This window comes from Actinokineospora auranticolor (assembly GCF_002934265.1).
In the GTDB taxonomy this organism is placed as follows: Bacteria; Actinomycetota; Actinomycetes; order Mycobacteriales; family Pseudonocardiaceae; genus Actinokineospora; species Actinokineospora auranticolor.
Window position 1 is genome coordinate 539974 of the sequence record NZ_PTIX01000001.1, and the last position, 24655, is coordinate 564628.

A 24655-nucleotide genomic window follows, 5' to 3' on the forward strand; every position below is an offset into this window, starting at 1 on the left:
TGTTATGCCAATTGATACAACAGGAAGTCGGCGGCTAGCGTTCCGACCATGACCGAGGGCAGGGGCCGCGGCAGGCCCCGCAAGGACGCGGACGCGCTCGCCAGGTGGACGCCACCGGAGGGCTGGTCGCGGCTGGTCGCCTGGGTGTCGCCGGAGGAGAAGAAGGCGCTCAAGCACGTCGCCGTCGAGGCGGGCGTCTCGGTCGCGGATCTGGTTCGGTCGCTGGCCGCCGGGCTCACCGCCGGGGTCGTCTCGGCCGAGGAGCTGGTGGGTCAGGTCGTGAAGGGCAGGCACGTCATGGAGAAGATCCCCACGCTGTTCGAGCGGGACGACCGGTTCAAGGTCGTCGACCGCCCGCGCGCCGAGTGCGCGTGGGTGTTCGACGGCGCCGGTGTCGGCACGGAGAAGCTGGACGGCACCAACACCCGCCTCACCACCCGCGCCGGGCACCTCGTGCGCGTCGAGAAGCGCCGCAACCCCGGCAAGGACCACAAGGCCCGGGGCATCGTCGACGGCTGGTACGTCGACACCGACCCCTCCGCCGCAGACGACAAGTGGATCCTCGCCGCCGCCCACAACACCGACGTGTCGGCGTGGCCCGACGGCGAGCACTCCTGCGAGGCGCTCGGTCCCCGGATCCAGGGCAACCCCCTGGGCCTGGACGACCACTTCTGCCTGCCCTTCGACCTCCAGGCCCCGCGGTACCCGGAGGTCCCGCGCACCTTCGAGGGCCTCCGCGGCTACCTGTCCACCCTGGACAGCCGGTTCGCGCCGGGGCACCTCGCCGAGGGCATCGTCTTCCACCACCCCGACGGCCGCCGCGCCAAGATCAAGCGCAAGGATTTCGCCTGACCGGCACGGCGCGCCACCCGAGGGAGTCCGGATGTCGCAGTACGTCGTGGTCGCGGCCACGATGACCATCGCCCAGCCCCGGCTGCGGTCCTACCTGCGCGCGCCGGTCGCCCCGGCTTCCACCTGGTCCGAACAGGACTGGGCGGGCGTCTGCGACCCGTGGCCCCGGTACCGGGCGGAACTGCCGTCCGCCATCGCCGAGTGCGACCGCTGGATCAAGGGCGACTACGCGGACCTGCTGCGTGACTTCGACGAGCTCACGCTGCGCCACGACGACGCCACCGACTCCCTCCTCCTCGAATTCGACACCCGAGCCGACTTCCAGCTCCCCACCCTGATCTGGGCCTGCTGCGTCCTGCGCGGCGTCACCCCGTTCATGGCCGACGACGACTCCGGCTGCGCCACCATCACCACCGACTGGGACGACGACGCGGAATTGCGCCTGCGCCTGTCCCCGAACCGTTCCGCGTTCCTCGACCCCGATCGGGACCGCGCCGCCATCGCCAAGGCGAAAGACGCCGATTTCGACGTCCGCCTCGCCATTTCCGACGCCGACCCGGACGAATCCGGCGCCGACGTCCTCGACCGCCTGACCTGACCTCCACCGCGCGCCGCAGGCTAGGGTCGGAAGGGACGAGGGGAGACGTCCGTGGACGGGATCAGGCGGCGGATCGCGGCGCAGGTGTTCGAGCGGGTGGCGGGTCCGGAAGGACCCGAGAACCGCAGGCGGATCCACGAGACACCGGGGGAGCGGTGGTTCGCCGAGGACAGTCCCATCCGCGTCGTGCACGGCGACGCGTCGATGTTCGTCGGTGGGCTCCGGGCCCTGCTGCTCCAGTCCCTGCACCCCGTGGCGATGGCCGCCGTCGCCGCCCACTCCGGCTACCGGGGCGACCCGTGGGGCCGCCTCCAGCGCACCAGCACCTTCCTCGCGACCACCACCTACGCCACCGCCGAGGACGCCCAGGCCATCGTGGACAAGGTCCGCCGCATCCACACCAAGGTGCGGGGCACCACCGACGAGGGCGTCCCCTACGTCGCCGCCGACCCGCACCTGCTGACCTGGGTGCACATCGCCGAGATCGACAGCTTCCTCCGGGCCCACCGCCAGTTCGGTGCCCACCAGCTCGACGAGGACGGCTACGACGGCTACGTCGCCGACACGGCCAAGATCGCCACCGCCCTCGGCGTCCCCGACCCGCCCACCACGCAGAAAGAACTCGCCGACCGCCTCGCCGAGTACCGCCCCCTGCTGCGCTCAACGCCCGCAGCCCGCGACACGGCCAAATTTCTCCTGCTCACCCCACCCGTCCCGATCCCGATGCGCGTCCCCTACGCGTTCCTGGGCGCGACCGCAGTCGCGATGCTGCCCACCTGGGCCCGCAAGGAACTGGGCATCCCACACGTCCCCGGCCTCAGCAGCCGCGTCGGCATCTTCGCGGGCCACGGCATCGTCCGCACCATCCGCTGGTTCATGACCGCCCCCGCCAACGGCTGAGGGCCGGTCCGAAGACCGGCCCCCAGCCCACTTGGTATCGGGATGCGCCAACGTCGCGTTGCGACATTGTGGTGTCGCCATCGACGCACCCCGAGTCTTCAGAGCGCCCCCGGTGGCACCGTTTCCACCTCGTCGGCCACCACCCGTTCGGTGACCCCGGGGGACGCTGGCCGCCTGCGCAGCTTGGGCAGCACCGCCCACCAGACCAGGGCCGCCGCGCACGTGTAGGCAGTCGCCATGGTCATGCTCATGGTCAGCGCGGTGGTGCCGCCCAGCGACACCAGCGGCGCGACCAGCGGGCCGACCGCGAACCCGGTCGTGCCCAGCAGCGCCGCCGCCGTGCCCGCCCGGTCCTTGTGGTCGGCCAGGGCCAGCGCCGTGCCGTTCGACTGCGCGCCGCCGCTGAGGAGCATCAGCAGCGCCAGCGCGACGAGCAGGGCGACCAGCCCCGCGTCGAACAGCACCGAGGCCAGCATGGCCACCGCGGCCAGCGCGGTGATGGCCGTGCCGATCGAGTACATCCGGGCCGGTCCGGCGCGGCGCACCACGACCCGGTTGATCTGCGCGCCCACCACCGACATGACCGCGTTGGCGGCGAAGCACACGCTGAACAGCTGCGGGCTCAACGAGAAGCCGTCCTGCAGCACGAAGCTGATCGAGGCCAGGTAGGTGAAGAACCCGATCCCGCCGAACGACCCGACCAGCAGGAAGCACAGGAACAGCTTGTCCTTGAGCAGCACCCCGAACTCGCGGACGCCGTCACCCTTGGTCCGCCGCCCGTCCGGCGGCAGGCTCTCCGGCAACGCCGCCCAGGCGAGCACGAACAGCGCGACCCCGATCCCGGCCAGCACGGCGAAGATGCCCCGCCAGCCCATGACCGGCGCCAGCTGGCCGCCGACCACCGGCGCCACGATCGGCGCGATCGCCCCGACCGTGGTCAGCATGGCCAGCAGCCGCACGAGTTCCACGCCGTCGGTCAGGTCGCGCGCGACCGCCAGCGCGATCACGATGCCCGCCGACCCGCTCAGCCCCTGGAAGAACCGGGCGGCGAGCAGCAGCTCGATCGACGGCGTGATCGCGCAGACCAGCGACAGCACCGCGAACAGGCCGACCCCCACGAGCAGTGGGGGCCGCCTGCCGTAGCGGTCGCTGAGCGGGCCCACGAGCAGCTGCCCGAGGGCCAGCCCCAGCATGCAGGCCGACATCGTCGCCTGCGCCAGGCTCGAACTGGTGTGCAGATCGCCCGCTAGTTCCGGTAGCGCGGGCATGTACAGGTCCATCGAGATGGGCCCGAACATCTCCAGCAGGCCGAGCACGACGGCGACGCGGCCCAGCTTCACGGTGTGCCGGTACCTTCCGCCGGGCGCTCCGGGCCGAAGATCCGGCGCAGCCAGGACAGCCGCGTCGCCTCCGCGGTGCGCGACACCTCGGCGTCGGGCGAGAAGCCCGAGAAGCCGTGGTAGCCACCCGCCCAGATGTGCAGCTCGGCCTGGCCGCCGGTCGCCCAGATGCGCAGCGCGTACTCGGTCGCCTCGTCGCGGAAGATCTCCGCGGCGCCGACGTCGATGAACGCGGGCGGCAGGTTCGACAGGTCCGCCATCCGCGCGGGCACCTGGTACGGCGACGCCTCGTCGGTGAACCGCTTCGAGCCGAGGATCGCGTCCCAGGCCGTGTCGTTGTTGTTGCGGTCCCAGGCACCCCGACCGTCGTACTGGCGGGTGGACGCCGACTCGTTGCGGTCGTCGAGCATCGGGCAGATCAGCCCCTGCCCGGCGATCGCGGGGCCGCCGCGGTCGCGGGCCAGCAGCGCGACACCGGCCGAGAGGCCGCCGCCCGCGCTGGCCCCGGTCACCACGACCCGGTTCGGGTCGATGCCCAGCTCGTCGGCGTGCTCGGCCAGCCACACCAGACCGGCGTAGCAGTCCTCGACCGCCGCCGGGGCCGGGTGCTCCGGCGCCAGCCGGTACTCCACCGACACGCCCACCGCGCCGAAGCGCAGCACGTCGGCGATCAGGCCGGCGATCCCGAAGAACCGGTTGCCCAGCACCATGCCGCCGCCGTGGATGCAGTAGATCGCGGGGGCCGGGGTTGCGGGCAGGTCGCGCGGCCGCACGATCGTCACGACGATGTCAGGCTCGCCCGCCGGACCGGGGACCGTGCGGTCCTCGATCTCGACCGGCTGGTCGCCGACCATCACCTCGACGGGCGGGATGATGGTGGCGAAGTGCTCCCGGTTGGCCAGGATCGTGTCCGCGCGCAGCGGGATCTGCTCGACCAGGTCGAGGAACGCCGCCAGGCCCGGCTCGAGCTCCGGGTCGTAGGGGACCGGGGGCAGTGGCTGGTAGTCGCTCACTCGCCCTCCAGACCCAGCACGCGGCGGAACCAGGAGTTGCGGGTCTCCAGCGCGATCTTGCTGACCGGCCACTCCGGTACGTACATGTCGAAGCCGTGGAACGCGCCGCTCCACACGTGCAGCTCGGCCTGGCCGCCGGTCTCCCAGATGCGCAGCGCGTACTGGGTGTCCTCGTCGCGGAACGGCTCGGCGCTGCCGACCTCGATGAACGCGGGCGGCAGGTTCGACAGGTCGGTCGCCCGGGTCGGCGCCGCGTACGGCGACACCGCGTCGGTGCCGACCTTGTCGCCCAGCAGCGAGAACCAACCCGCCAGGTTCGCCTCGCGGGTCCAGGTGCCGATGCCCTTGTACTGGTGGCTGGCGACCGTGGTGTTGGTGTCGTCGATCATCGGGCACAGCAGCAGCTGACCCGCCAGCGCCGGACCGCCGCGGTCGCGGGCCAGCAGCGCGACACCGGCGGACAGGCCGCCGCCCGCGCTGCCGCCCATGACCACGATGCGGTTCGGGTCGACGTTCAGCTCGGCCGCGTTCTTCGACATCCACACCAGACCGGCGTAGCAGTCCTCGACCGGGGCCGGGTCCGGGTGCTCCGGCGCCAGCCGGTACTCCACGTTGACCGCGACGACGTTGAGCTCGAGCACCAGGGCCAGCAACCTGCCGACGTCCATGTTGCGGTGGCCGACCATCATGCCGCCGCCGTGGATGTTGTACAGGCCGGGCACGGTCCCGGTGAGGCCGCGCGGGGAGATGATGGTGATCTCCAGGTCCGGCGCGCCGTCCGGACCGGGGATGGTCCGCTCGACGACGTCGACCGGCGCGTCCCCGACCTGCACGGCGGCGGGCGGGAACATCGCGGCCATGCCCGCGCGCATGGCGGGGATGGTCTCCGGGGTGAACGGCGGCGCGTCGGGCTGCGTGACCTGCGCCAGCGCGGGCTCGATGTCCGGGTCGAACGGCACGGGTGTGGTGCTCACGGCAGGCTCCTCGCTCGCGGGTAGGGGGGTGCTCACGGACCCTCGGGGTTGACCAGGTCGCGGTCCACCCAGAACGGCTCGACCAGCGCGCGCAGCTCGGCGGCACCGACCTGGGCGACCAGGTCGACGGCGGCCAGGTTGTCCTGCAGCTGCGACATCTTGGTCGCGCCGAACAGCGTGGTGATGTTCGCCGGGTGGGTCAGGGTGAACGCCACGGCCAGCCGCGCCGGGCTGGTGCCCAGGCCCTCGGCGACGGCGGCGAACTCGCCCGCGCGCTCCTTGATGGCCGCCTGCACGCCACCCGGGTCGCGGCCGACCTCGCGGCCGGACGAGCTGCCCACCAGCAGACCACCCTCGAGCACGTCCGAGGACTGCATGGTGAAGCCGTCGGCGAACAGCGCGCCGAAGGGCTCGCCGTCCGGGATGGACCGGCGGGCCACGCTGTACTTGAGCTGCGCGATCGACGGGCCATCGACGCCGGTCTCGGCGGCGATCTCCTGGAGCTTGCGGATGTTGCTCGCCGACCAGTTGTTCACGCCCCACGCGCGGATCAGGCCCGCGGCCTTGAGGTTGGCCAGGTCCGCGACCAGCTCCTCCAGCACGATGTCGTCGCGCCGGATGTCACCGAGGATGACCAGGTCGGCGATGCCGAAGCCGCCGCGCAGCAGCGCGTTCTCCAGCTGCGGGCGGAACCCGTCCGCGCCGAAGCCCTCCAGCCACAGCTTGGCCGAGACCAGGTACTCCTCGCGGGCCACGCCCGCGGCGCGGATGGCCGCGCCCCAGATGACGTCGGTGAACACGGCGGGCATGCCGGGGAAGCCGTACACGCCGACGTCGAACAGGTTGATGCCCGCGTCCACCGCCGCGCGGAGCAGCGCCACGGTGTCGGCGAAGTCCATGCGGTCATAGGTGTGCCACGAGCCGATGGAGAGCTGCGAGATCTCCAGATCGGTGGTGCCGAGCTGCTTGCGGGAAACGGGGGTCATGCTGAGGGCCTCCTGCTGCTTTGGGGGAGACGGATCTGGGGGTGGTGGTTTGGGACTACGGCAGACGCGGGTCGATGACGGCCTTGACCTCGTCGAGCCGGTGCATGGCCTCGATCCGCTCGGAAGCGGCGGAGAGGCCGACGGGCTCGCCGAAGAGGCGGTCCCACGGGAAGCGCCCACCGAACGCGCCGAAGAACTCGATCGCGCGGTGGTAGTCGGAGATGTCGCCGTTGAGCGAACCGGAGATGGTCAGCTCCTTGCCCATCACCATGCCCAGCGGCAGCGGCGCGCCGACCGGGCCGGTGCTGCCGACGATGACGACCTGGCCGCGCTGCGCGGCCATGGCGACGGCCTCGGGGCCCACCGACGGGGCGCCCGCGAAGTCCATGACCAGGTCCGCGCCGCGGCCGCCGGTCAGCTCCTGGACCTTCTCGATGATGCCCTCGGAGCCCGCCGCGATGTCCACGGTGGCGTCGGCGCCGAAGTCGCCCGCGAGGGTGAGCCGGGACTCGGGCGCGCCGACGGTGATGACCTGGGCGGCACCGGAGATGTGCGCGACGGCGGTGGCGAAGATGCCCAGTGCGCCGGAACCCTGCACCACGACCCGCTTGCCGGTCAGCCCGCCGACGTAGGTGAAGGCGCGCAGCACGGTCTTGGCCGCGCAGCCCGCCATCGCGGCCCAGGTGCTCGGCACGGTCTCGGGCAGCAGCAGCTTCGCCGCGCGCGGCACGACGTAGGCGTACTCGCACAACCCGGCGGTGGCGTAGGGCGGAACATCCGACCTCTGGAGGAATCCGTAGCCGCGGCGCGAACAAGCGACAGGTTCGCGCAGGACCACGCAGCCGAAGCACTCACCGCAGGTCGACTCGGACCACCCGATGCGGGCGCCCACCTCGACGTCGCGGCCCAGCGCGTCCTTGGTGCCCGCGCCGACGGCGACGACCTCGCCGACCATCTCGTGGCCCAGCACCATCGGCAGCATGCCGGGGAAGCTCATCTTCCCGGACCAGATCTCGACGTCGGTGCCGCACAGCGTGGCGCAGGAGACGTGCACCAGGGCGGCGCCGGGCTCGATCTCGGTGGGCAGCGGGAGTTCGGTGAGGGTGAGCGGCGCGCTGTGCTCGGTCAGCACCGCCGCGCGGGTGGAGGTCGGGACAGTCATCGGCAAAGCCTTTCCGTGGCGCCGGGCCCGCAGTGGATGTGCTGCCCGTCTCGTTAGTCTACGGATGTCGATTAAAAAGTCGAGAACCCGGGTATCCCGTGCCACCGCAACCGATCCGGCCGGGTGGACGGCCCACCGCTCGTCCACTGTGGTCGATCGGGCCGGGTCGCGCGCGGTGCGCGGCTCCGGCGGGTGGCGCAGGACGTCGGACGTCGGCTGCCCGACGTCCGGTGTCCGGTTCTTCGAGCGGGCGCGGTGCGCGCGCCGGTTTCGGGCCACTGGTGTCGGCTTAGCGGCGGATCACCCGATTTCACCCGGTAAACGAGTGGAGCGGGGCCGGTTTCCCGGCCCCGCTCCGACATCAGACGAGCAGCTGTCCACCGTCGACCGGCAGGCTGGTGCCGGTGATGTGCGCGGCGTCGTCACCCGCGAGGAACACCACGGCGGCCGCGACCTGCTCCACGGGAGCCAGTTGTCGCAGCGGGATCCGGCTCAGCCAGGCCTCGCGCGCGGGCGAGCCCTCGGGCAGGCCCATGGCCAGCATCGGGGTCAGCACCGGGCCGGGGGCCACGGCGTTGACCCGGATCCCGTTCTCCGCCAGCTCGATGGCGGCCCAGCGGGTCAGCGCGTCGACGGCGGCCTTGCTGCTCTCGTAGCCGCCCATGCCCGGCGTGGGCTGGCGACCGCCGATGGAGGACAGGTTCACCACGACGCCGCGCACCCCCCCGTCGATCATCCGGCGGGCGACCTGCTGCGTCATCAGGAATGTGCCCTGCACGTTCACCTGGAGGATGCGCAGCATGTCGGCGGCGGGCAGGTCGAGCAAGCGGCCGTGGATCGCGAGCAGCCCGGCGTTGTTGACCAGGACATCGATCCGGCCGACCTCGTCGAGTGCGCGGGAAATCGACTCGTCGTCGGTGATGTCCAAGGTCACGCCGCGCACACCGAGTTCGGTCGCGGCGTCTTCTACGCCGTGTACGTCGGCGATCACGACCTGGTCACCGGTGGCGTGGAACGCGGCGGCGATCGCGCGGCCGATGCCGCCCGCCCCTCCGGTAACGAGCACGGTGCGGGCAGAGGTCATCGTTGGTTCCTCTCGGCCGAGGCGTTCGGGTCAGTATACAAGCGTAGAAAATAAACCGCCTGATCCACAAGGGGATCCGGTCGGGTCCAGGGTTGCGGTTCGGTTTCGCCCCAGGGTGCGCCCCGGTCGCGACCCGCGCAGGCGGAGGTCGGGTGACCGGGTGTCGGGGCTTCCACGGAAGCACGGGTGGGTGTCATCCGACTGGGTGGATCTTGTCGGTGGCAGGTATCCGACGATCTTGGCTGTAACGTTTTGCGTGCCGCGATGCCGATTCGTGACTTTACTGTTGTCATTCGTGACTTCGTCGCTGTAACACTCGACCTGACCACGGCGAACAGCGGCATAAGACCTGGAAAACCCGTTTCATATACGATTTTCTCCCCACCCCCCGCGGACTGAGGGCCAGTAACCTCCGAGAAAACTCCTGGTCGTCAAACCGTTGATTTTTTTGCCGACGAACGTAGACTATCCCGCACCACGGTGAGCCAGGTCTCACTTATCGATCTACATGCTCGAGGCGAGGACCAGCCCGCGCTAGCGGCGCGTGTCCCCCACCGGCAGTCCATCACCCGAGAGAGGGACTTGATGACGAGGACTCGGACAGCGGCGGCTCTGGTCGCGACCGCGGTCGCGGCAGCCACCGCACTGGCCGGATGTACCGGCGCGACCCCCACCACCTCCGGTGGCGGCACCGGCGGCGGCGGTACCGGCGCCCAGATCAACGACCTTAAGGCGGGCGTCTTCCTCGACGTCACGTCGTGGGACCCGGCCCTGGCCGACATCGGCTTCGACGGTCCGTACCTGTCGGCGGTCTACGACCCGCTGGTGTCGCTGGACAACGCGGCCAAGCCGATCCCGGCGCTGGCCAGCAAGTGGGAGTACTCGGCGGACAAGCTCACGCTGACGATGGACCTGCGCACCGGCGTGAAGTTCGACGACGGCCAGGCGTTCGACGCCAAGGCGGCGGTCGCGAACATCAAGCACCTCAAGGCGGGCGCGCGCTCCGGCCAGGCGTACCTCAACGTCGCCGACGTCACCGCCAAGGACGACGACACCATCGAGCTCAAGCTCTCCAAGCGCGACGACTCGCTGCTGTACTTCATGGGCCTCGGCCGCTCGTGGATGGCCTCGCCCGCCGCGATCGAGTCGGACGCGCTGGCCCAGGGCCCGGTCGGCTCCGGCCCGTACACGTTCGACAAGGGCGCCTCCGCGCCGCAGTCGCAGTACGTGTTCAAGAAGAAGGAAAACCACTGGGACAGCGCGACGTTCCCGTTCCCCAACGTCACGCTGTTCCCGATCACCGACCAGACCGCGAGCTTCAACGCGATGCAGGGCGGCCAGCTGAACATGCAGTTCGCCAACGCGGCGAACAACGCCAAGGCCAAGGAGGCGAACTGGAACATCGCGTCCAAGCCGTCGTCGTGGGTCGGCGTGCAGTTCGCGGACCGCACCGGCACCCAGGTCAAGGCCCTCGGTGAGCAGAAGGTCCGCCAGGCCATCGCCTACGCGTTCGACTCCGCGGGCATCCTCTCCGCCGTCGGCAACAACTCCGGCACCGCCACCAACCAGCTGTGGCCGGTTGACGGCAAGGTCTACGACAAGTCGATGGACGACAAGTACAAGACCGACATGGCCAAGGCCAAGGCGCTGCTGGCCGAGGCGGGCTACGCCCAGGGCTTCAGCGTGAAGATGCCGATGTCGCCGATCTTCCAGGCGTGGCAGCCCGCCGCGAACCAGACCTTCGGTGAGCTGGGCATCAAGGTCGAGTGGGTCGACATGGCCATGCCCGACTACCAGAAGAACGCCCCGACCTACCCGATGTTCCTCGCCGTGATCGCCATGAGCGGCAACGACATGGCCACCCTGTCCGACCAGGTCACCACCTCCCAGTGGTACAACCCGAACCCGTCGGTGGACAAGTTCCCCGAGGTCAAGGCCCTGGTCGACCAGGTGGAGAAGGCCGACGAGGCGCAGCAGACCGACCTGCTCAAGCAGCTCAACACCAAGCTCGTCGACCTCGCGTGGTGGGACGTCTGGTACCAGGCGGACAACACCTACTACAGCGTTCAGGGCATCAAGGTGCAGCCGGTCACCGGCATGATGTTCCCGACCCTGCGGTTCATCCAGCGCGGCTGACCCCACCAGTTGCTCCGGCGGCCCGCCCACCCCAGGGTGGGCGGGCCCGCCGGTGAGGAGCCGAGACTTATGTTTTCCTTCATCGCCAAACGCCTGGTGTCGGGGATCGTCCTGCTGTTCGTCGTCGCGACCGGCACCTTCTTCCTCGCCCACGCGGCCATCGGGGACCCGACCCCCGGTCTGCTCGGCAACAGCGCCACCGCCGTCCAGCAGGACGCGCTGCGCCACAAGATCGGCGTGGACCGCCCGCTGCTCACCCAGTTCTGGGACTGGTTGTCCCACGCCGTCACCGGTGACTTCGGCACCTCGTGGCGCACCTTCACCCCCGTCAACGCCGACCTGGCGCAGCGCCTGCCGGTGACCCTGTCCATCGTCGTGTTCGCGACGCTGCTCTCCGCGGTCTTCGGCGTCATCATCGGCGTCGCCTGCGGCCTGCGGCCCGGCAGCGTGCTCGACCGGATCCTGAAGTTCGCCTCGGTGGTGCTCTTCGCGCTGCCCGGCTACTGGGTCGCGATCGTGCTGGTCAACGTCTTCGCCCTGGGCCTCGGCTGGTTCAACGCGGTCGGCTACGTCGACCCGGTGGTCTCGGTGGGCGGCTGGATCCAGTCGATCACCCTGCCGTCCATCGCGCTGGCGCTCGGCGCGATCGTCATGGTGGCCGAACAGCTGCGCAACGGCTTCCTGGAGATCAACAACCAGGACTACGTGCGCACCCTCCGCGCGCGGGGCCTGTCCAAGGGCCGGGTCACCCGGCACGTGCTGCGCAACGCCTCCCCGGCCGCGCTCACCGTGCTGGCCATGATGTTCGTCGGCCTGCTCGGCGGCGCGATCGTCGTGGAACTGGTGTTCTACCTACCCGGCATCGGCCAGCTGACGCAGCAGTCGTCGCAGAACGGCAACATCCCCGTGCTGCTCGGCCTGACGGTGGTCACCGTCGTGTTCGTCGTCGTCATCAACTTCCTGCTCGACCTCGTGCTCGGGTGGGTCAACCCGAAGGTGCGCGACCGATGACCGCTGCCCCGTTCCCGACCAACCTGGCACCCGTCAAACGGGTCTCCCTGCTGCGGCGCTTCATGCGCAAGCCCGCGGGCGTCATCGCGCTCGTGGTCATGGTCCTGATCGTGCTGTCCGCGGTGCTCGCGCCGTGGCTGGCACCGTTCGACCCCAACCTGGTCAACTTCAAGATCACCAACGCGGGTCCGGGCAACGGCCACCTGCTCGGCGGTGACTCGGCGGGTCGCGACATCCTCAGCCGCCTGCTCTACGGCGGTCAGCTCACCCTCTTCGGCGCGCTGATCACCTGTGTCTCCGCGGTGCTGATCGGTGTCCCGGCCGGTGTGTGCTCGGGGTACTTCGGCGGCGTGACCGACCGGATCTGCACCTGGATCAGCGACGGGCTGCAGTCGATCCCCGGCCTCATCATGCTGATGGTGGTCGCGGCGGGCACCGGGCAGTCGTTCCCGGTCCTGATGGTGGTGCTGGGCCTGTTCATGGCCCCCGGCTACTTCCGGATCACCCGCGGTCGCGCGATGGCGGTCCGCAAGGAGCCCTACATCGACGCGGCCCGCGTCTCCGGCGTGACGAACCCGCGGATCCTGCGCACGCACATGGCGCGCGCGGTGTACCCGCCGATCGTCGTGCAGTCGGCGCTGACCGCCGGTATCGCCATCGGCATGCAGGCCGGTCTGCAGTTCCTCGGCATCGGCTCCGCGCAGACGCCGTCGTGGGGCCAGATGATGGCCAACGGCATGCAGGTCATCCAGAACTACCCGCTGATCCTGCTGTGGCCGTCGATCGCGCTGGGCCTCACCATCGCGGCGCTGGCGTTCATCGGCACCACGCTGGCCGACCTGATCAGCGTGCGCGTCGAGCGGCCCACCCGGCGGATGCGGCTCAAGGCCCGGCAGCTGCTGGTGACCCCGCCCGCCACCGCCGACCTGCCCAACCGGGTCGCCAGCGGCGAGCACGCCCACCGGGTCGAGGACTGCGCGCTGCGGATCGACAACCTGCGCGTCGGGTACCCGGCCCCGGACGGGGTCAAGGAGGTCGTGCGGGGCGTGTCCCTGGACGCCGCCCCCGGTGAGGTGCTCGGCATCGTCGGCGAGTCCGGCTCCGGCAAGACGCAGACCATGTTCTCGGTGCTGGACCTGCTGCCCGCGGGCGGCACGGCCGTCGCCGACGGCATCTACGTCGGCGGCAAGGAGGTGGGCAAGCTGTCCACCACCGCGCGCGCGGCCCTGCTCGGCCGCTCGATCGGCTACGTGCCGCAGGAGCCGATGACGAACCTGGACCCCAGCTACACCATCGAGCACCAGCTCGTGGAGCCGCTGCGGCACGTCCAGGGCATGGCCAAGGAGGACGCGCGCAAGCGGGCCAGGGAGGTGCTGGTCCGGGTCGGCATCAAGGACCCGGAGCGGGTGCTCAAGTCCTACCCGCACCAGATCTCCGGCGGCATGGCGCAGCGCGTGCTCATCGCGGGCGCGGTGTCCGGGCGGCCCTCGCTGCTGGTGGCCGACGAGCCCACCACGGCGCTGGACGTCACCGTGCAGGCCGAGGTGCTCGAACTGCTGCGCGAGCTGCAGCAGGAGTACGGCATGGCGCTGGTCATCGTCACGCACAACTTCGGCGTGGTGGCCGACATCTGCGACCGCGTCGTGGTGATGAAGGACGGCCGGATCGTGGAGAGCGGGCCGGTCGAGCGGATCTTCCGCCAGCCGGAGAACCCGTACACCGCCGAGCTCATCGCCGCGTCCCTGGACGACGCCGAGGGCAGGCACGAACTGGACCGGGCGTGGGCCGGTGCCCCCGCCGCGCACGTCGGCGGAGAGGAGGACGCGCGATGACCGCGCCGAACAACACCGCGCCGCTGCTCGAGGTGCGCGACCTGGTGGTCGACTACCACATCACCCGCAAGGTCAACTTCCGTGCGCTCAAGGGCGTCTCGATCACGGTCGGGGCGGGCGAGTGCGTCGGCCTGGTGGGGGAGAGCGGGTCCGGCAAGTCCACCCTGGGGCGGGCCCTGCTCGGGCTCGCGCCGGTGGCCGCCGGCGCGATCTCCTTCGACGGCAAGGACATCACGCACGCCAAGGGTGCCGCGCGGCGCAAGCTGGGCAACGACATCCAGGTGGTGTTCCAGGACCCGTACGGCTCCCTGGACCCCACGATGACCGTCGGCGAGGTGCTGGCCGAGCCGCTGGAGGTCGTGGGCGCGTCGAAGACGCAGGCCCGCGCCACGGTCGCGGAGATGCTCGACCGGGTGAAGCTGCCCGGCGACGCCGTGCACCGCTACCCGAGCGAGTTCTCCGGCGGCCAGCGCCAGCGCATCGCCATCGCGCGGGCGCTGGTGCGCAGGCCCCGGCTGATCGTCTGCGACGAGCCGGTGAGCGCGCTCGACCTCACCACCCAGGCGACCATCCTCGACCTGTTCATCGAGCTGCAGCGCGAGACGGGGGTGTCGTACCTGTTCATCTCGCACGACCTCGGTGTCGTGCGGCGGGTGTGCCACCGCACCTCGGTGATGTACCAGGGCGAGATCGTCGAGTCCGGGGACACGCACACCGTCACCGAGGAGCCCAACCACCCGTACACCCAGCGGCTGCTGCTGGCCGCGCCCGTGGCCGACCCGGCCAAGCAGGCCGAGCGCCGGGCGGCGTGGCTCGCCCTGCGCGAGTCGGCCTGAGCAGGGTCCTGAGACGGCCTGCACAGGCCATTGGAGTGAGCTGCCATGCCGAAGGTCATCGACCATGATCAGCGGCGTCGGGAGATCGTCGAGGTGTCCAAGAAGCTGATCGCCGAGGGCGGGTTCGAGGCGGCGACGATGCGCAGCATCGTCACCGCCGCGGGCTTCGCCAACGGCGCGCTCAAGCACTACTTCGCGGGCAAGGACGGGATCATCTCGGCGACGTTCCAGAGCGTGCTGGAGGACACCGCGACGCGGATGTCCGAACTGGACCCCGACCTGGGTCCGGTGGAGGCGCTGCACGGGTTCGTCGCGGCCGCGATGCCGCTGGTGCCGGAGCAGATCACCTCGGCGCGGATCCTGCTGGTGCTGTGGGGCCACTCCGTCGCCAACCCCGACCTGGCCCGGCAGTACCGGGAGCTGCTGGTGACCTGGCGCGCCGAGCTGTGCAGGCGCATCGCCGCGGCGACGAGCGAGGACACCGACCCGGAATCGGCCGCGGTCGGGGTGCTCGCCGACGAGATCATCTCGGTGACCATCGGGGCCAACGTGGCCAGTCTGATGCACCCGGTGGGCGCTCTCGTCGAGCGCTACACCGAGTACGTCGACAATCTGATGAAGCGAATCGCCGGATAGGGTGGAAACACTGGACCCATAACGGGTTTTGCGTCTACGATCGTAGAATGACCAGTGTTTCCGCCCTGCCGACCACCCGGACCCAGCCGACCGCCGAGGTGTCCGGCCCGCCCGTGGTGCTGATCCACGGCTTCGCCGCCAGCGGCGAGCGCGACTGGCCCGCCGAGCGCTGGGCCGAGCCGCTGGCCGCCGCCGGTCGCGAGACCGTCGTGGTGCACCTGCCCGGCCACGCGGGCGGCCCGGCCGTCGAGTCGGTCGACGAGGTGACCACCGCCCACCTGCTCCAGCGCATCGCCGCCGCCGTCGGTGACGCCGAGGTGGACGTCGTGGGCTACTCGCTGGGCGGGCGCCTGGCCTGGGACCTCGTCGCCAGTGGCGCGGTGCGGGCCCGCAAGCTCGTGCTGGGCGGCGTGAGCCCGATGGAGCCGTTCGCGGTCGTCGACCTCGCCGCCGCGCGTGCCGCGGTCGCGGGCGGACCGCAGCCGTCGGACATGCTCACCGGCATCATCACCAGCATGGTCGCCGCGCCCGGGCAGGACGGCGAGTCGCTGCTCAAGCTGGTCGAGGGCCTGGCCAGGGAGCCGTTCGACCCGAACGCCACCGCCCCCGCCGTGCCGACGCTGTTCCTCGCGGGCGAGGAGGACCCGATGTCGCAGGGCGTCGAGCACCTGGTCGGTCGGGTCGAGGGCGCCGAGGTCAAGAAGGTGTCGGGCGACCACATCGGCGCCCTCACCGGTGACGAACTGCGTGCCGAGGTTTTCGCTTTCCTCGGGATCTGATGAGGTGAAATACCCACTGACCCCCGCCGGGATTGTCCCGGCGGGGGTCAGTGGTCTTTGTTGCCGGTTACCGGATTACCTCGGTAGCGCGCATCCCGGCAGGGTCAGGTTGAACTGGTTCCCAGTGGTGATGCACTTCGGGATGTCGTAGGTCTCCTGGGCGTACCCGATGCCCGACCGCACGGTGACCTGTCCGGTCTGCGAGACCTCGCAGGGGTTGTTCTGCGTGCAGCGCTGGCCGCTCTCGTTGATCGTGTTGTTCACGCCAACGACCCGGCCGGAGCCGTCGATGACCGGGGAGCCGGAGGTCCCGCCGATCACGTTGCAGGAGCGGGTGTAGCGGATCGAGTCCTTCCACGTCCAACTGCCCTCGCGCAGCGTGTAGGCGAACCCGTCGACGGAGCAGGAGTAGACCCGCTTCCAGTAGCCGGACACGACCTGGATGCTCGCGCCCTGCGTCGGGTGGGTGTCCAGCATCGGCAGCGCCCGGGTGCGGTACTGCGACTGGATCTGCGCGTAGGTGGCGCTGAGCTGGTAGAACGCCGCGTCGGTGTTCTTCATGGTGGCGTAGGCCAGCTTCGTGGCCCGCAGCGTGCCCAGCGACGACCCGGACGGGCCCAGCAGCGTGAACGTGCGGCTGGAGGCCTGGTTGACGATGACCTCGTTGGCCCCCATCAGCTTCACGCAGTGCCCGTTGGTCAGCACCAGCGCCGGGTCGCTGTCGGCGGCGGCCGGGGGCCGCACCACGGACCCGGAGCAGTTGTCGAGCGCCACGATCGCGGAGAAGTCGGCGTACGCCTGCTCCTGCGCCTGCGCGGGAACGGCCAGCGCCGCCCCCGCCAGCGCGGTGGCGACGACGGCCACCATTCTCTTGAGCATGGAAATTCCTTCCGGTAGCAGGGATACCACCGGAAGGATCGACGCCCCTCCATTCACTCACCACCTCCATTCGGGTGGGAATAATCAACCGAGAACGGGCGATTTCGAACGGTTTATCGCCTATTGTTCTTTCTCGTGGATAGGAACCGGGCCGGTCCCCGGGGGAACCGGCCCGGTCGTTGTCCGCCGGGTCAGGGGCAGGCCACCTCGAAGGTGGCCTCGTGCGTGGCGGAGACGCTGCTGCCCCAGTTGCCGAGCACGTCCTTCATCTGGACGCCGTAGTACGAATGCAGCCGCCAGGAACCCGGCTGACTCTTCATCCGGCGGTTCTCGGCGCCGTTGTAGTCCACCCACTCGCCGCCGCAGTGCGGTTCGACGATGGTGCGGGGCGTCGCGGGGCTCTCGGCGCCCGCGGTGGTCGGGGTGAACAGCGCGGCGAGGGCGAAGACGCCGACGGTGAACAGGCGGCGCCAGGGTCGGCGCGAGGGGGTCATGGTCGGATCGTGGCGAAACCGGTGATCCGATGATCTGTCCAAACCGTACAAATCACCGGGATGTGTGATGGGGGACTAGAAGACGGTCAGGGCGAGCCAGTGGTCGAGCAGGGCGCGGTCGCCGGTGACCGTGACGCGGGGGTCGTCGACCGGGAGGCGGCGGTAGAGCAGCCACAGCAGGTCCGCGGTCGGGGCGGTGGCGGTGACGTCGGCTTCCCCGTCCGCGCGGTCGAAGGTGACGCCGTCGGGGGTTCGGGTGATGAGCCAGCCGGTGGTGGTGGTGGGTTTGAGGTGGAGGGTTTGGCCCGTGCCGCGCAGTTCGGCCAGGTTGGGGCGGACCGTGGTGACGGCGGGGTCGGACAGCAGGTCCAGGCACTCGGCGATGGCCTCGGCCGCCAGGTCCGCGGCGACCTCGGGGACCCCGCCCGCGGCGAGGACGGCGTCGGCGTGGTGGACCGTGGTGTCGGCGACCATGCGGCGCAGCCAGAACGCGGCCGGGCGGGGGCCGAAGAACGTCCACACGTCCCGCGGGTTCTCGGCGGCGATCAGGTCCTCCGCGCCGTCGGCCAGCCACCGCGCCCACTCGGCGGGTGGGCCGGGCTCGGCGGGCGGTTCCTGGGTGAACTGCCCGGTGCGCACGATCCCGGCCGCCCGGCGGTGGGCCTGGCCGACGTGCGCGACGAGGTCGCGCACCCGCCACTCGGGGCAGGTCGGGACGGGGGCGTCGGGGTCGACGGCCGCCGCGGCGAGGGCGGCGGTCTGGTCGCGCAGGGCTGTGGCGAGGTCCATGGTGGTGCTCCTCCCGGTTCGGTTTCCCCTACCGTAGGAACTCCACCGGGGTGGAGGTTCCAGTGACTGTGATCGGCGACACGTTGGGCATCGGTGACCTGGCGCGCCGCACGGGCGTGCCCGTCCGCACCATCCGCTTCTACTGCGACGAGGGCGTCTTGGCGCCGGTGCGCAGCGCGGGCGGCCACCGCCGCTTCGCCCCGGACGCCGTCGGCAGGCTGGACCTGGTCCGCCGCTTGCGGGCACTGGGCCTCGGCCTCCCGGTCATCACCGCGGTGCTGGCGGGGGAGCGGTCCCTGGCGGAGGCCATCGCCGCCGAACGGGCCGGGCTGGACGTGGAGTTGGCGGCGATGGCCTGGCGCCGGGCGTCGTTGCGCGCGGTCGAGCAGGCGAGCCCCACCGAGCGCGCCGCCCGGTTGGCACTGCTGGCCGCCGCCCACGACGGCCCCGCCGCGCACGACACCCTGGTCACCTTCTGGCGCGACCGCTTCACCAACCCCCTGCCGAGCGCCGCCATCGAGATGTTCCTCGACGCGAGCGCCCCACCCCCGCCGCCGGAGCCGACCCCGGATCAGGTCGTCGCCTACGCGGGCATGGTCGCGGTAGTCGGCGACCACGCCCTGTCGGCGGAACTGCGCTCCAGCGCCCACGCCAACCGCATGGTCATCACCGACGAGGCCGCGCTCCAGGACGGCGTCGGCCTGGCCTGCAAATCCGCCCTGCCCCGCGTCGTGGCGGGCGAGGCGCCGGGGCCGAGCCCGGAACTGGACCTGTTCATCGCCACCCACGCCGCCACCCGCCGCCGCCGCGACACGGAGTCCTTCCGCCGGGAACTGCTCGCCGATGTCGCGGTGGACCGCCACCCCCGGATGCGCCGCTACTGGGCGAACGTCCGAGTGGTCACCGAGGTCCCCGCCGCCCTCGGCGAGGCCCACACCTGGCTGCTGGACTCCCTGGCCCACACCCTGGAGGGCGACCCGCGCCAACGGGAAGCCAGGTAGTCCCACCGCGACCGGGCTACCACTGTCCCTAGTGGACTCGTGTTTGTTCGGTCCGGTGGCGCATGATCTCGTTGGCCCGGCGGGCGAAGTCGAGCAGCAACGCCTGTTGTTCGACCGGGTACCCCGCCACCAGCGCCGCGTAGGCGGTCCCGAGTTCGTCGAAGACCGCCCGCAGGTGCGCGTACGCGCCGTCGGGGACGAGTTCGACGAGTACCTTCCGTCGGTCCGCGGTGTCCCGTTGGCGTCGGACGAAGCCCGCCTTCTCCATCCGGTCGACCACCGCCGTGATGGCCCCGCCCCGGGACAGGCCCATCCGGGTCGCGAGGTGGCCCGCCGGCATCGGTCCCTCGTTGTCCAACACCGCCAGGCAGTGCACGTCCGTGACGTGGATGCCCGCTCGGCTCGCGACAGCGGCGTGGAACAGCACCGCGTGGTTGGCGGCCAGGCGGTGCTCGGCGCGTAACGCGTCGACCAGGTCGGTGGGTGATGTGAGCATCCCAACCCTCTCTGAGATAGAGAGAGTACAAGGTCGTTCTACTCCCTCGCGGTGACACCGCTCGGCAGCGTAACTCGCGGGTGGGTGCTCAGACGAGCACCGCCTGCCGCGCCGACCCGGCTCGGCGGCGGATGGTCGGGCGGAGCAGCAGCTGCCCGGTGGCGCCCGCCAGGCCCGTGCCGAGGCAGGTCAACCACAGGGTGGTGCTGCCGAAGTCGTGCAGCAGCCAGGTGCCCGCCAGCGGTCCCAGCATGTTGGCCGCCGACCACGCGACACCGTGCACGCCGTTGTAGCGGCCGCGCAGTTCGGGCGGTGACAGGTCGGCCACGATGGTCTGGGCGACGGTCATGAACACCACCTCGCCGACCGTCCACACCGCGACGGACGCCATGTACTGCCACGTCACCCCGGCCAGGGTGGCCAAGCCGAAACCCGCGCCCAGCAGCGCCATCCCGACGGCCACGACCCGGCTGTGGTCGCGGGCGGCGAGGGGGCCGACGATGAGGGGTTGCAGGACCAGGACGATCACGCCGTTGATGCCGATCGCGAGTCCGTAGTCCGAAGGGGACAGACCCGTGGCGCCCATGGCCAGGGGCAGGGTCGTGATGGACTGCACGTGGACCGCCGCGAACGCGAACACCACCAGCGTGTACGCGACCATCGTGCCGTCCTTCAGCACGGTCAGGTACGAGCCGGTGTGCGCGGGGGGCCGCGCCGCGGTCTTCGGCACCGCCCGCCAGATCAACACCGCGAACACCAGGCAGGTGAGCGCGTTGGCCAGGAACAGCAGGTAGAAGCCCTCCCTGGCCAGCGCGCCGCCGATCACCATGGCGATGGCGAAGCCCATGTTGACCGCCCAGTAGAGCAACCCGAACGCGCGCGGCTGGTCCCTCGACGGGACGACGTCCGACACCGCCGCGGCCGACGCGGGCCGGTACATGTCCATCGTCGCCCCGACCGCGAACACCGCGACCACGATGCCCGCCAACGACTCCGCGTAGCCGAGCGCGACCAGCGACAGCGCCGCCGCGACCATGCCGCCGGTCAGCGTCGCCCGCCGCCCGATCCGGTCGGCCAACCAGCCGCCGAGCAGGTGCGAGACGAACGACCCGCAGCCGAACACGACCAGCACCACGCCGACGGTGATCAGCGGGAGGTGGCGGACCCCGGTCAGGTAGAGCGCCAGGAACGGCTCCACCATGGTGCCCAGGCGGTTCACCAGCGTCCCGCCCCACAACACCCAGAACTGCCGGGGCAGCCCGCCGACCTGCGCGACCACCCACCCCCGAACACCACGACGCCGCGTGGATTCCCCCGACATCCGCCCCTACTCCCCGGTCACGCGGGCGAACCACTGCCCGCGGTCCGCGAGTGCGGCAGGCGCGGGGCGGTGGTCAGTTCGAAGATCGCGCTGTAGGCGATGTCGAGCGGGTGGAAACCGGTGAGGTTCCAGGGAGTCTTGGCGAACAGGGTGCGCCATTCCTCGATCGACGGGATGTGCTGGCCCATCATGGCGTGGGTGTACTCGAAGCCGAGGGTGAAGATCGGCGTGTCCGGGTGCGTCAGGCGCTCGGAGCGGTAGGTGTCGGCCAGCAGGAACGTCCGGGCGTCCGGGAACGCGGCCCGGATGCCGGTCAGCGCGCGGACGCAGTCGTCCGCGGGCCACAGGTCGTGGCCGAGGAAGAACGAGAACACCAGGTCGTACCCGGCGAACCGGTCCGCGGCCAGCCGGGAGATGTCCTCGTGGACGATCTCGACGCGGTCCTCGACGCCCGCCGCGCGCACCGCGGCGCGGGCGACCTCCACCGCCGCCGGGTTGACCTCGACACCGAGGTACCGGCCCGCGGGCCGGGCCAGCGCCAGGCGGATCAGCCGGTTCGCGCTGCCGCAGCCGAGGTCGGCGGCGGTGGTGAACTCGCACTCGTCCAGCACGGCGTCGAACCGCGGGTCGACGAACTGCGCGCCGTAGTCCTTGCCCGCCCTGGCGATGACCCCGCCGTCGCGCACCGACGTCGACGGGTCCGCCGCGGCCAGGACACCCGCCTCGGACAGCATCCGCCCGTAGCCGCCGACCAGCCACAAGAAGTAGCCCTTGTTCTCCCACACGTCCTCGAACGCCGGTCCGCGCGACACCTGGGTGTCCATACAGGACACAGCGTCGAGGTGGGCCAGCGCGGCGACGATGGCGCGCACCGGAGCCACCCGCACCCCGTGCCGCGCGGCGAACTCCTCGACCTCCACGAACGGGCCGTCCGCCAACTCGCGCAACAGCCCCAGGTCGAAGGCCGCCGCGATCGCCGACGACGCGACGGCGCCGTTGAACGCCTCCCGCGCGGTCAGCCGACTGCCGCGCGCATCGGCGGTGGTATGCGAAAAACTGGTCTGGGTACTCACCGTTCTCCCACTCCACGAAGAATCGTCTCGAGGTCGCGCAGGAACGCGCGCACCTGCTCCACCCGGCCGACCGACACCCGCAGGTGGTCCGCGAGCCCCAGGTCGGCGGTGTCCCGCACCAACACCCCGAGCGCCCGCAGGGCCACCGCGACCCGGGACGCGACCCCGGGCAGCCGGATCAGCACGAAGTTGGTCCGGGACGGCACGTACGCCACCCCCAGGGCGTCCAGGCCCGCGCACAGCACCGCGCGCGTCGAGTCGTTCTCGCGCCTGCTCAGCTCGACGAACTCCTGGTCGGCCAACGCGCGCACGGCCGCCGCCTGCGCGAACCGGTTGACGTGGAACGGGAACGCGCCCTGCAACGCGGTCACCCGCGCCACGACCGCCGGGTCGCCGACCAGGTACCCGACCCGCAGGGCGCCCAGCCCGTACGCCTTGGAGAACGTCCGCAGCACGCACACGTTGTGCCCCGACGCCGCGTGCGGCAGCGCCGACTCGAACTCCCCGGGCGGCACGTACTCCCCGTACGCCTCGTCGAACACCACGACCGCGTCGTACCGCCGAGCCGCCTTGCACAGGGACCGCACCGACGCGGCCGACAGCACGGTCCCGGTCGGGTTGAGCGGGTTGCACACGAAGGCCAACCCGACCCCGTCGGCGAACGACTCGGCCATCCGGTCGGCGTCGAGGTCGTAGCCGCGCAGCGGTTGCGCCACGTACGGGACCCCGGCGGCCCGCAGGCTCCGCGCGTAGCTCTGGAACGTCCGCGCGCTGACCGCCGCCGGACGGGGATCGGCGCGCCACGCCAGCGCCAGCATCAGGATGACCTCGTCGACCCCGTTGCCGACCGCCACCCGGTCCGGTCCGACCACGGCGTGCCGCGCGATCGCCCCGATGAGGTCGGTGTGCGCGGGGTCGGGGTACCGGTTGACCGACCGCAGTTCCGCTTCCACCGCGGCCACGGCCTGCGGGCTCGCCCCCAGCGGGTTCTCGTTGTAGTGCAGGCGGACCGGCTCGGCCGTGACCGCCGGGGACTCGACCGGCATCACGGCTCCATGACCGCGCGCAGGGTCTGCTGGGCGCGCGTCAGGGTGTCCGCCAGGCCCGCGTGGGTGGGGCCGGTGGCGAGGATGTGCGCGAACATCACGCTGGGGTTGCGCGGGAAACCCTCCGGCACGTACTGGCCCTCGCGCATCACCCACCTGATGTCCCGCACCCCGGGCATGGCCCGGACCTCGGCCTCCCCCTCGAAGCGGGCGATCCGGCCGGTCCCGACGACCGGGACGCTGGTGAACCCGGCGTGGCCCGTGGTGGTCGGGTGGGTGGGCGCGGTGATGCCGCGACCGGTCACCGCGCTGAAGTACTGCTCCGGCCCCCACACCCCGCCCGCCAGGTGCAGGGACTCCTGCACGAACAGGCTCGGCCCGCCGATCCGCCCGTTCACCTCGATGATCTTCGGACCGGCCGGCGAGATCCGGAACTCCACGTGCGCCGCGCCGACCGTGGCGCCGCTCGCGCGCAGGGCGCGGACGGTGATGTCCTCCAACTCCCGCTGCGTCGCCGCGGGCAGGTGCGTGGGGCTGACGAACACCGTCTCGGCGAAGTACGGCTCGGCCCAGACCTGCGGCTTGTCGATGTAGCCGAGGAAGGTGTGCGCGTCTTCGGTGTAGACGACGTCGAGGGACAGCTCGAAGCCCTCGACGTACTCCTGCAGCAGCACGCCGTGCGCGCCCGGGTAGAACAGCAGCGAGCCGACGTTGGGCACGGCGGTGTCGCCCGCGCCGAAGGTGGCCTCGGTGAACAGGCCCGCGATCATCCGGTACCCGGCGACCAGGGCGTCCCGGTCGTTGACCTTGACCACACCCTGGCTGGCCGCGCTGGCCTGCGGTTTCATCACCAGCGGGTACCCGATGCGCTCGCCCGCGGCGACGGCTTCGGCCTCGCTGGTGGCCAACGCGGTCAGCGGCACGGGCAGACCCGCGGCGGAGAGGACCTGCCAGCTGCGGTACTTGTCGCGCATGTTCCGCACGGCCTCGCGGGAGTTGCCGGGCAGGCCCAGCTCGTCGCACACCGCGGCGGCGGCGTGGATGCTGCCGTCGAACACGCACGCGACGGCGTCCACCCGGCCACCGTCGTCGAGGTACCGCTTGACCGCGTGCACCACGGCGTCCTCGTCGGTGGCGGACGCGGGGAGGAAGTCGTCGTACAGCGCACCGTCGGCGGGTGGGCGCTCGTCCACCAGGGCCACGCGCAGGCCCATCTTCCTGGGTGTCTCCAGCAGTTCCGGGCGGAACCCGGCGGAGACGACGAGCACGTTGCTGCTTTCCTGCATCAATCCCCCAACATGGTGAACGGTCCATTTTGGACAGATGGCCTCGGCGCGGGAATCCACGCGGCCCCCGGGGAATTCCTACGCCCGGTCCGGTGGGGAGTCAAGCAGTCGTGAAGCAACGCCTTAATCGT

The 24655-nt window shown here is 71.1% G+C and carries 24 protein-coding genes; 10 read left to right on the forward strand and 14 right to left on the reverse strand.

All coding sequences use genetic code 11. The features are described from left to right. Positions 1 to 48 precede the first annotated feature (48 nt). The 3 genes from CLV40_RS02250 to CLV40_RS02260 are packed head-to-tail and all read left to right on the forward strand — an operon-like array spanning position 49 to position 2350. Positions 49 to 852 (forward strand): RNA ligase family protein, encoded by an 804-nt coding sequence (locus CLV40_RS02250; protein ID WP_104476350.1) that lies wholly within the window; start codon positions 49 to 51, stop codon positions 850 to 852. 31 nt (positions 853 to 883) lie between these two features. After that, positions 884 to 1450, forward strand: a complete 567-nt coding sequence (locus tag CLV40_RS02255; protein WP_104476352.1) for a hypothetical protein — start codon at positions 884 to 886, stop codon at positions 1448 to 1450. Positions 1451 to 1501: 51 nt separating this feature from the next. Then, positions 1502 to 2350: an oxygenase MpaB family protein gene (locus CLV40_RS02260; RefSeq protein ID WP_104476354.1), complete on the forward strand. Its 849-nt coding sequence runs from the start codon at positions 1502 to 1504 to the stop codon at positions 2348 to 2350. 98 nt (positions 2351 to 2448) lie between these two features. Here CLV40_RS02260 and CLV40_RS02265 read toward each other — a convergent pair whose 3' ends face one another. The 6 genes from CLV40_RS02265 to CLV40_RS02290 all read right to left on the reverse strand — a co-directional run bounded on the left by CLV40_RS02265 (position 2449) and on the right by CLV40_RS02290 (position 8909). Further along, positions 2449 to 3690, reverse strand: coding sequence for a multidrug effflux MFS transporter (locus CLV40_RS02265; RefSeq protein ID WP_104476356.1), 1242 nt, complete (start codon positions 3688 to 3690; stop codon positions 2449 to 2451). Beyond that, a complete protein-coding gene (locus CLV40_RS02270) occupies positions 3687 to 4703 on the reverse strand; it encodes an alpha/beta hydrolase (RefSeq protein WP_245930960.1) in 1017 nt (338 codons plus the stop codon). Before CLV40_RS02270 ends, CLV40_RS02265 begins: the two co-directional genes overlap by 4 nt. Continuing rightward, a complete protein-coding gene (locus tag CLV40_RS02275) occupies positions 4700 to 5677 on the reverse strand; it encodes an alpha/beta hydrolase (protein ID WP_104476358.1) in 978 nt (325 codons plus the stop codon). Before CLV40_RS02275 ends, CLV40_RS02270 begins: the two co-directional genes overlap by 4 nt. 32 nt (positions 5678 to 5709) lie before the next feature. Beyond that, entirely contained in the window at positions 5710 to 6663 is a 954-nt protein-coding gene (locus CLV40_RS02280; RefSeq protein WP_104476360.1) for an aldo/keto reductase, read from the reverse strand. Positions 6664 to 6718: 55 nt separating this feature from the next. Further along, entirely contained in the window at positions 6719 to 7825 is a 1107-nt protein-coding gene (locus CLV40_RS02285; RefSeq protein WP_104476362.1) for a zinc-binding dehydrogenase, read from the reverse strand. 361 nt (positions 7826 to 8186) lie between these two features. Beyond that, positions 8187 to 8909: an SDR family NAD(P)-dependent oxidoreductase gene (locus tag CLV40_RS02290; RefSeq protein ID WP_104476364.1), complete on the reverse strand. Its 723-nt coding sequence runs from the start codon at positions 8907 to 8909 to the stop codon at positions 8187 to 8189. Positions 8910 to 9494: 585 nt separating this feature from the next. On the opposite strand from CLV40_RS02290, the gene CLV40_RS02295 reads away from it, so the two are divergent. The 6 genes from CLV40_RS02295 (at position 9495) to CLV40_RS02320 (ending at position 16139) form a co-directional block, all read left to right on the forward strand. Further along, positions 9495 to 11045, forward strand: coding sequence for an ABC transporter substrate-binding protein (locus CLV40_RS02295; protein WP_104476366.1), 1551 nt, complete (start codon positions 9495 to 9497; stop codon positions 11043 to 11045). Positions 11046 to 11114: 69 nt separating this feature from the next. Continuing rightward, positions 11115 to 12056 (forward strand): ABC transporter permease, encoded by a 942-nt coding sequence (locus CLV40_RS02300; protein ID WP_104476368.1) that lies wholly within the window; start codon positions 11115 to 11117, stop codon positions 12054 to 12056. Continuing rightward, positions 12053 to 13888 carry a dipeptide/oligopeptide/nickel ABC transporter permease/ATP-binding protein gene (locus CLV40_RS02305; RefSeq protein ID WP_104476370.1) on the forward strand — a complete coding sequence of 612 codons (1836 nt, stop codon included), beginning with the start codon at positions 12053 to 12055 and terminating at the stop codon, positions 13886 to 13888. Before CLV40_RS02300 ends, CLV40_RS02305 begins: the two co-directional genes overlap by 4 nt. Further along, a complete protein-coding gene (locus CLV40_RS02310) occupies positions 13885 to 14724 on the forward strand; it encodes an ATP-binding cassette domain-containing protein (RefSeq protein ID WP_104476372.1) in 840 nt (279 codons plus the stop codon). Before CLV40_RS02305 ends, CLV40_RS02310 begins: the two co-directional genes overlap by 4 nt. Positions 14725 to 14769: 45 nt before the next feature. Next, on the forward strand, positions 14770 to 15360 hold the full coding sequence (locus CLV40_RS02315) for a TetR/AcrR family transcriptional regulator (protein ID WP_104476374.1): 591 nt from the start codon (positions 14770 to 14772) through the stop codon (positions 15358 to 15360). 47 nt (positions 15361 to 15407) lie between these two features. Next, on the forward strand, positions 15408 to 16139 hold the full coding sequence (locus CLV40_RS02320; protein ID WP_104476376.1) for an alpha/beta fold hydrolase: 732 nt from the start codon (positions 15408 to 15410) through the stop codon (positions 16137 to 16139). A gap of 75 nt (positions 16140 to 16214) precedes the next feature. Here the strand turns inward: CLV40_RS02320 and CLV40_RS02325 are convergent, their stop codons facing one another. The 3 genes from CLV40_RS02325 to CLV40_RS02335 form a co-directional block, all read right to left on the reverse strand. Continuing rightward, a complete protein-coding gene (locus tag CLV40_RS02325; RefSeq protein WP_104476378.1) occupies positions 16215 to 17018 on the reverse strand; it encodes a S1 family peptidase in 804 nt (267 codons plus the stop codon). A gap of 191 nt (positions 17019 to 17209) precedes the next feature. After that, the gene (locus tag CLV40_RS02330) at positions 17210 to 17512 is read right to left on the reverse strand and encodes a hypothetical protein (protein ID WP_104476380.1); all 303 of its coding nucleotides are present in this window, start codon (positions 17510 to 17512) and stop codon (positions 17210 to 17212) included. Between the two features lie 75 nt (positions 17513 to 17587). Then, a complete protein-coding gene (locus CLV40_RS02335) occupies positions 17588 to 18301 on the reverse strand; it encodes a maleylpyruvate isomerase family mycothiol-dependent enzyme (RefSeq protein ID WP_104476381.1) in 714 nt (237 codons plus the stop codon). Between the two features lie 62 nt (positions 18302 to 18363). On the opposite strand from CLV40_RS02335, the gene CLV40_RS02340 reads away from it, so the two are divergent. Then, a complete protein-coding gene (locus tag CLV40_RS02340) occupies positions 18364 to 19302 on the forward strand; it encodes a MerR family transcriptional regulator (RefSeq protein WP_104476383.1) in 939 nt (312 codons plus the stop codon). Between the two features lie 28 nt (positions 19303 to 19330). Here CLV40_RS02340 and CLV40_RS02345 read toward each other — a convergent pair whose 3' ends face one another. The 5 genes from CLV40_RS02345 to CLV40_RS02365 form a co-directional block, all read right to left on the reverse strand. Continuing rightward, positions 19331 to 19798, reverse strand: coding sequence for a MarR family winged helix-turn-helix transcriptional regulator (locus CLV40_RS02345; protein ID WP_104476385.1), 468 nt, complete (start codon positions 19796 to 19798; stop codon positions 19331 to 19333). An 88-nt stretch (positions 19799 to 19886) separates the two neighbouring features. Then, on the reverse strand, positions 19887 to 21077 hold the full coding sequence (locus CLV40_RS02350; protein ID WP_245930962.1) for an MDR family MFS transporter: 1191 nt from the start codon (positions 21075 to 21077) through the stop codon (positions 19887 to 19889). A gap of 59 nt (positions 21078 to 21136) precedes the next feature. Further along, positions 21137 to 22192, reverse strand: coding sequence for a class I SAM-dependent methyltransferase (locus CLV40_RS02355; RefSeq protein WP_104476389.1), 1056 nt, complete (start codon positions 22190 to 22192; stop codon positions 21137 to 21139). Next, a complete protein-coding gene (locus tag CLV40_RS02360; protein ID WP_104476391.1) occupies positions 22189 to 23238 on the reverse strand; it encodes a pyridoxal phosphate-dependent aminotransferase in 1050 nt (349 codons plus the stop codon). Before CLV40_RS02360 ends, CLV40_RS02355 begins: the two co-directional genes overlap by 4 nt. Next, positions 23238 to 24524: an ATP-grasp domain-containing protein gene (locus CLV40_RS02365; RefSeq protein WP_104476393.1), complete on the reverse strand. Its 1287-nt coding sequence runs from the start codon at positions 24522 to 24524 to the stop codon at positions 23238 to 23240. The genes CLV40_RS02360 and CLV40_RS02365 overlap by 1 nt, the downstream gene beginning before the upstream one ends. Between the last annotated feature and the right edge of the window lie 131 nt (positions 24525 to 24655).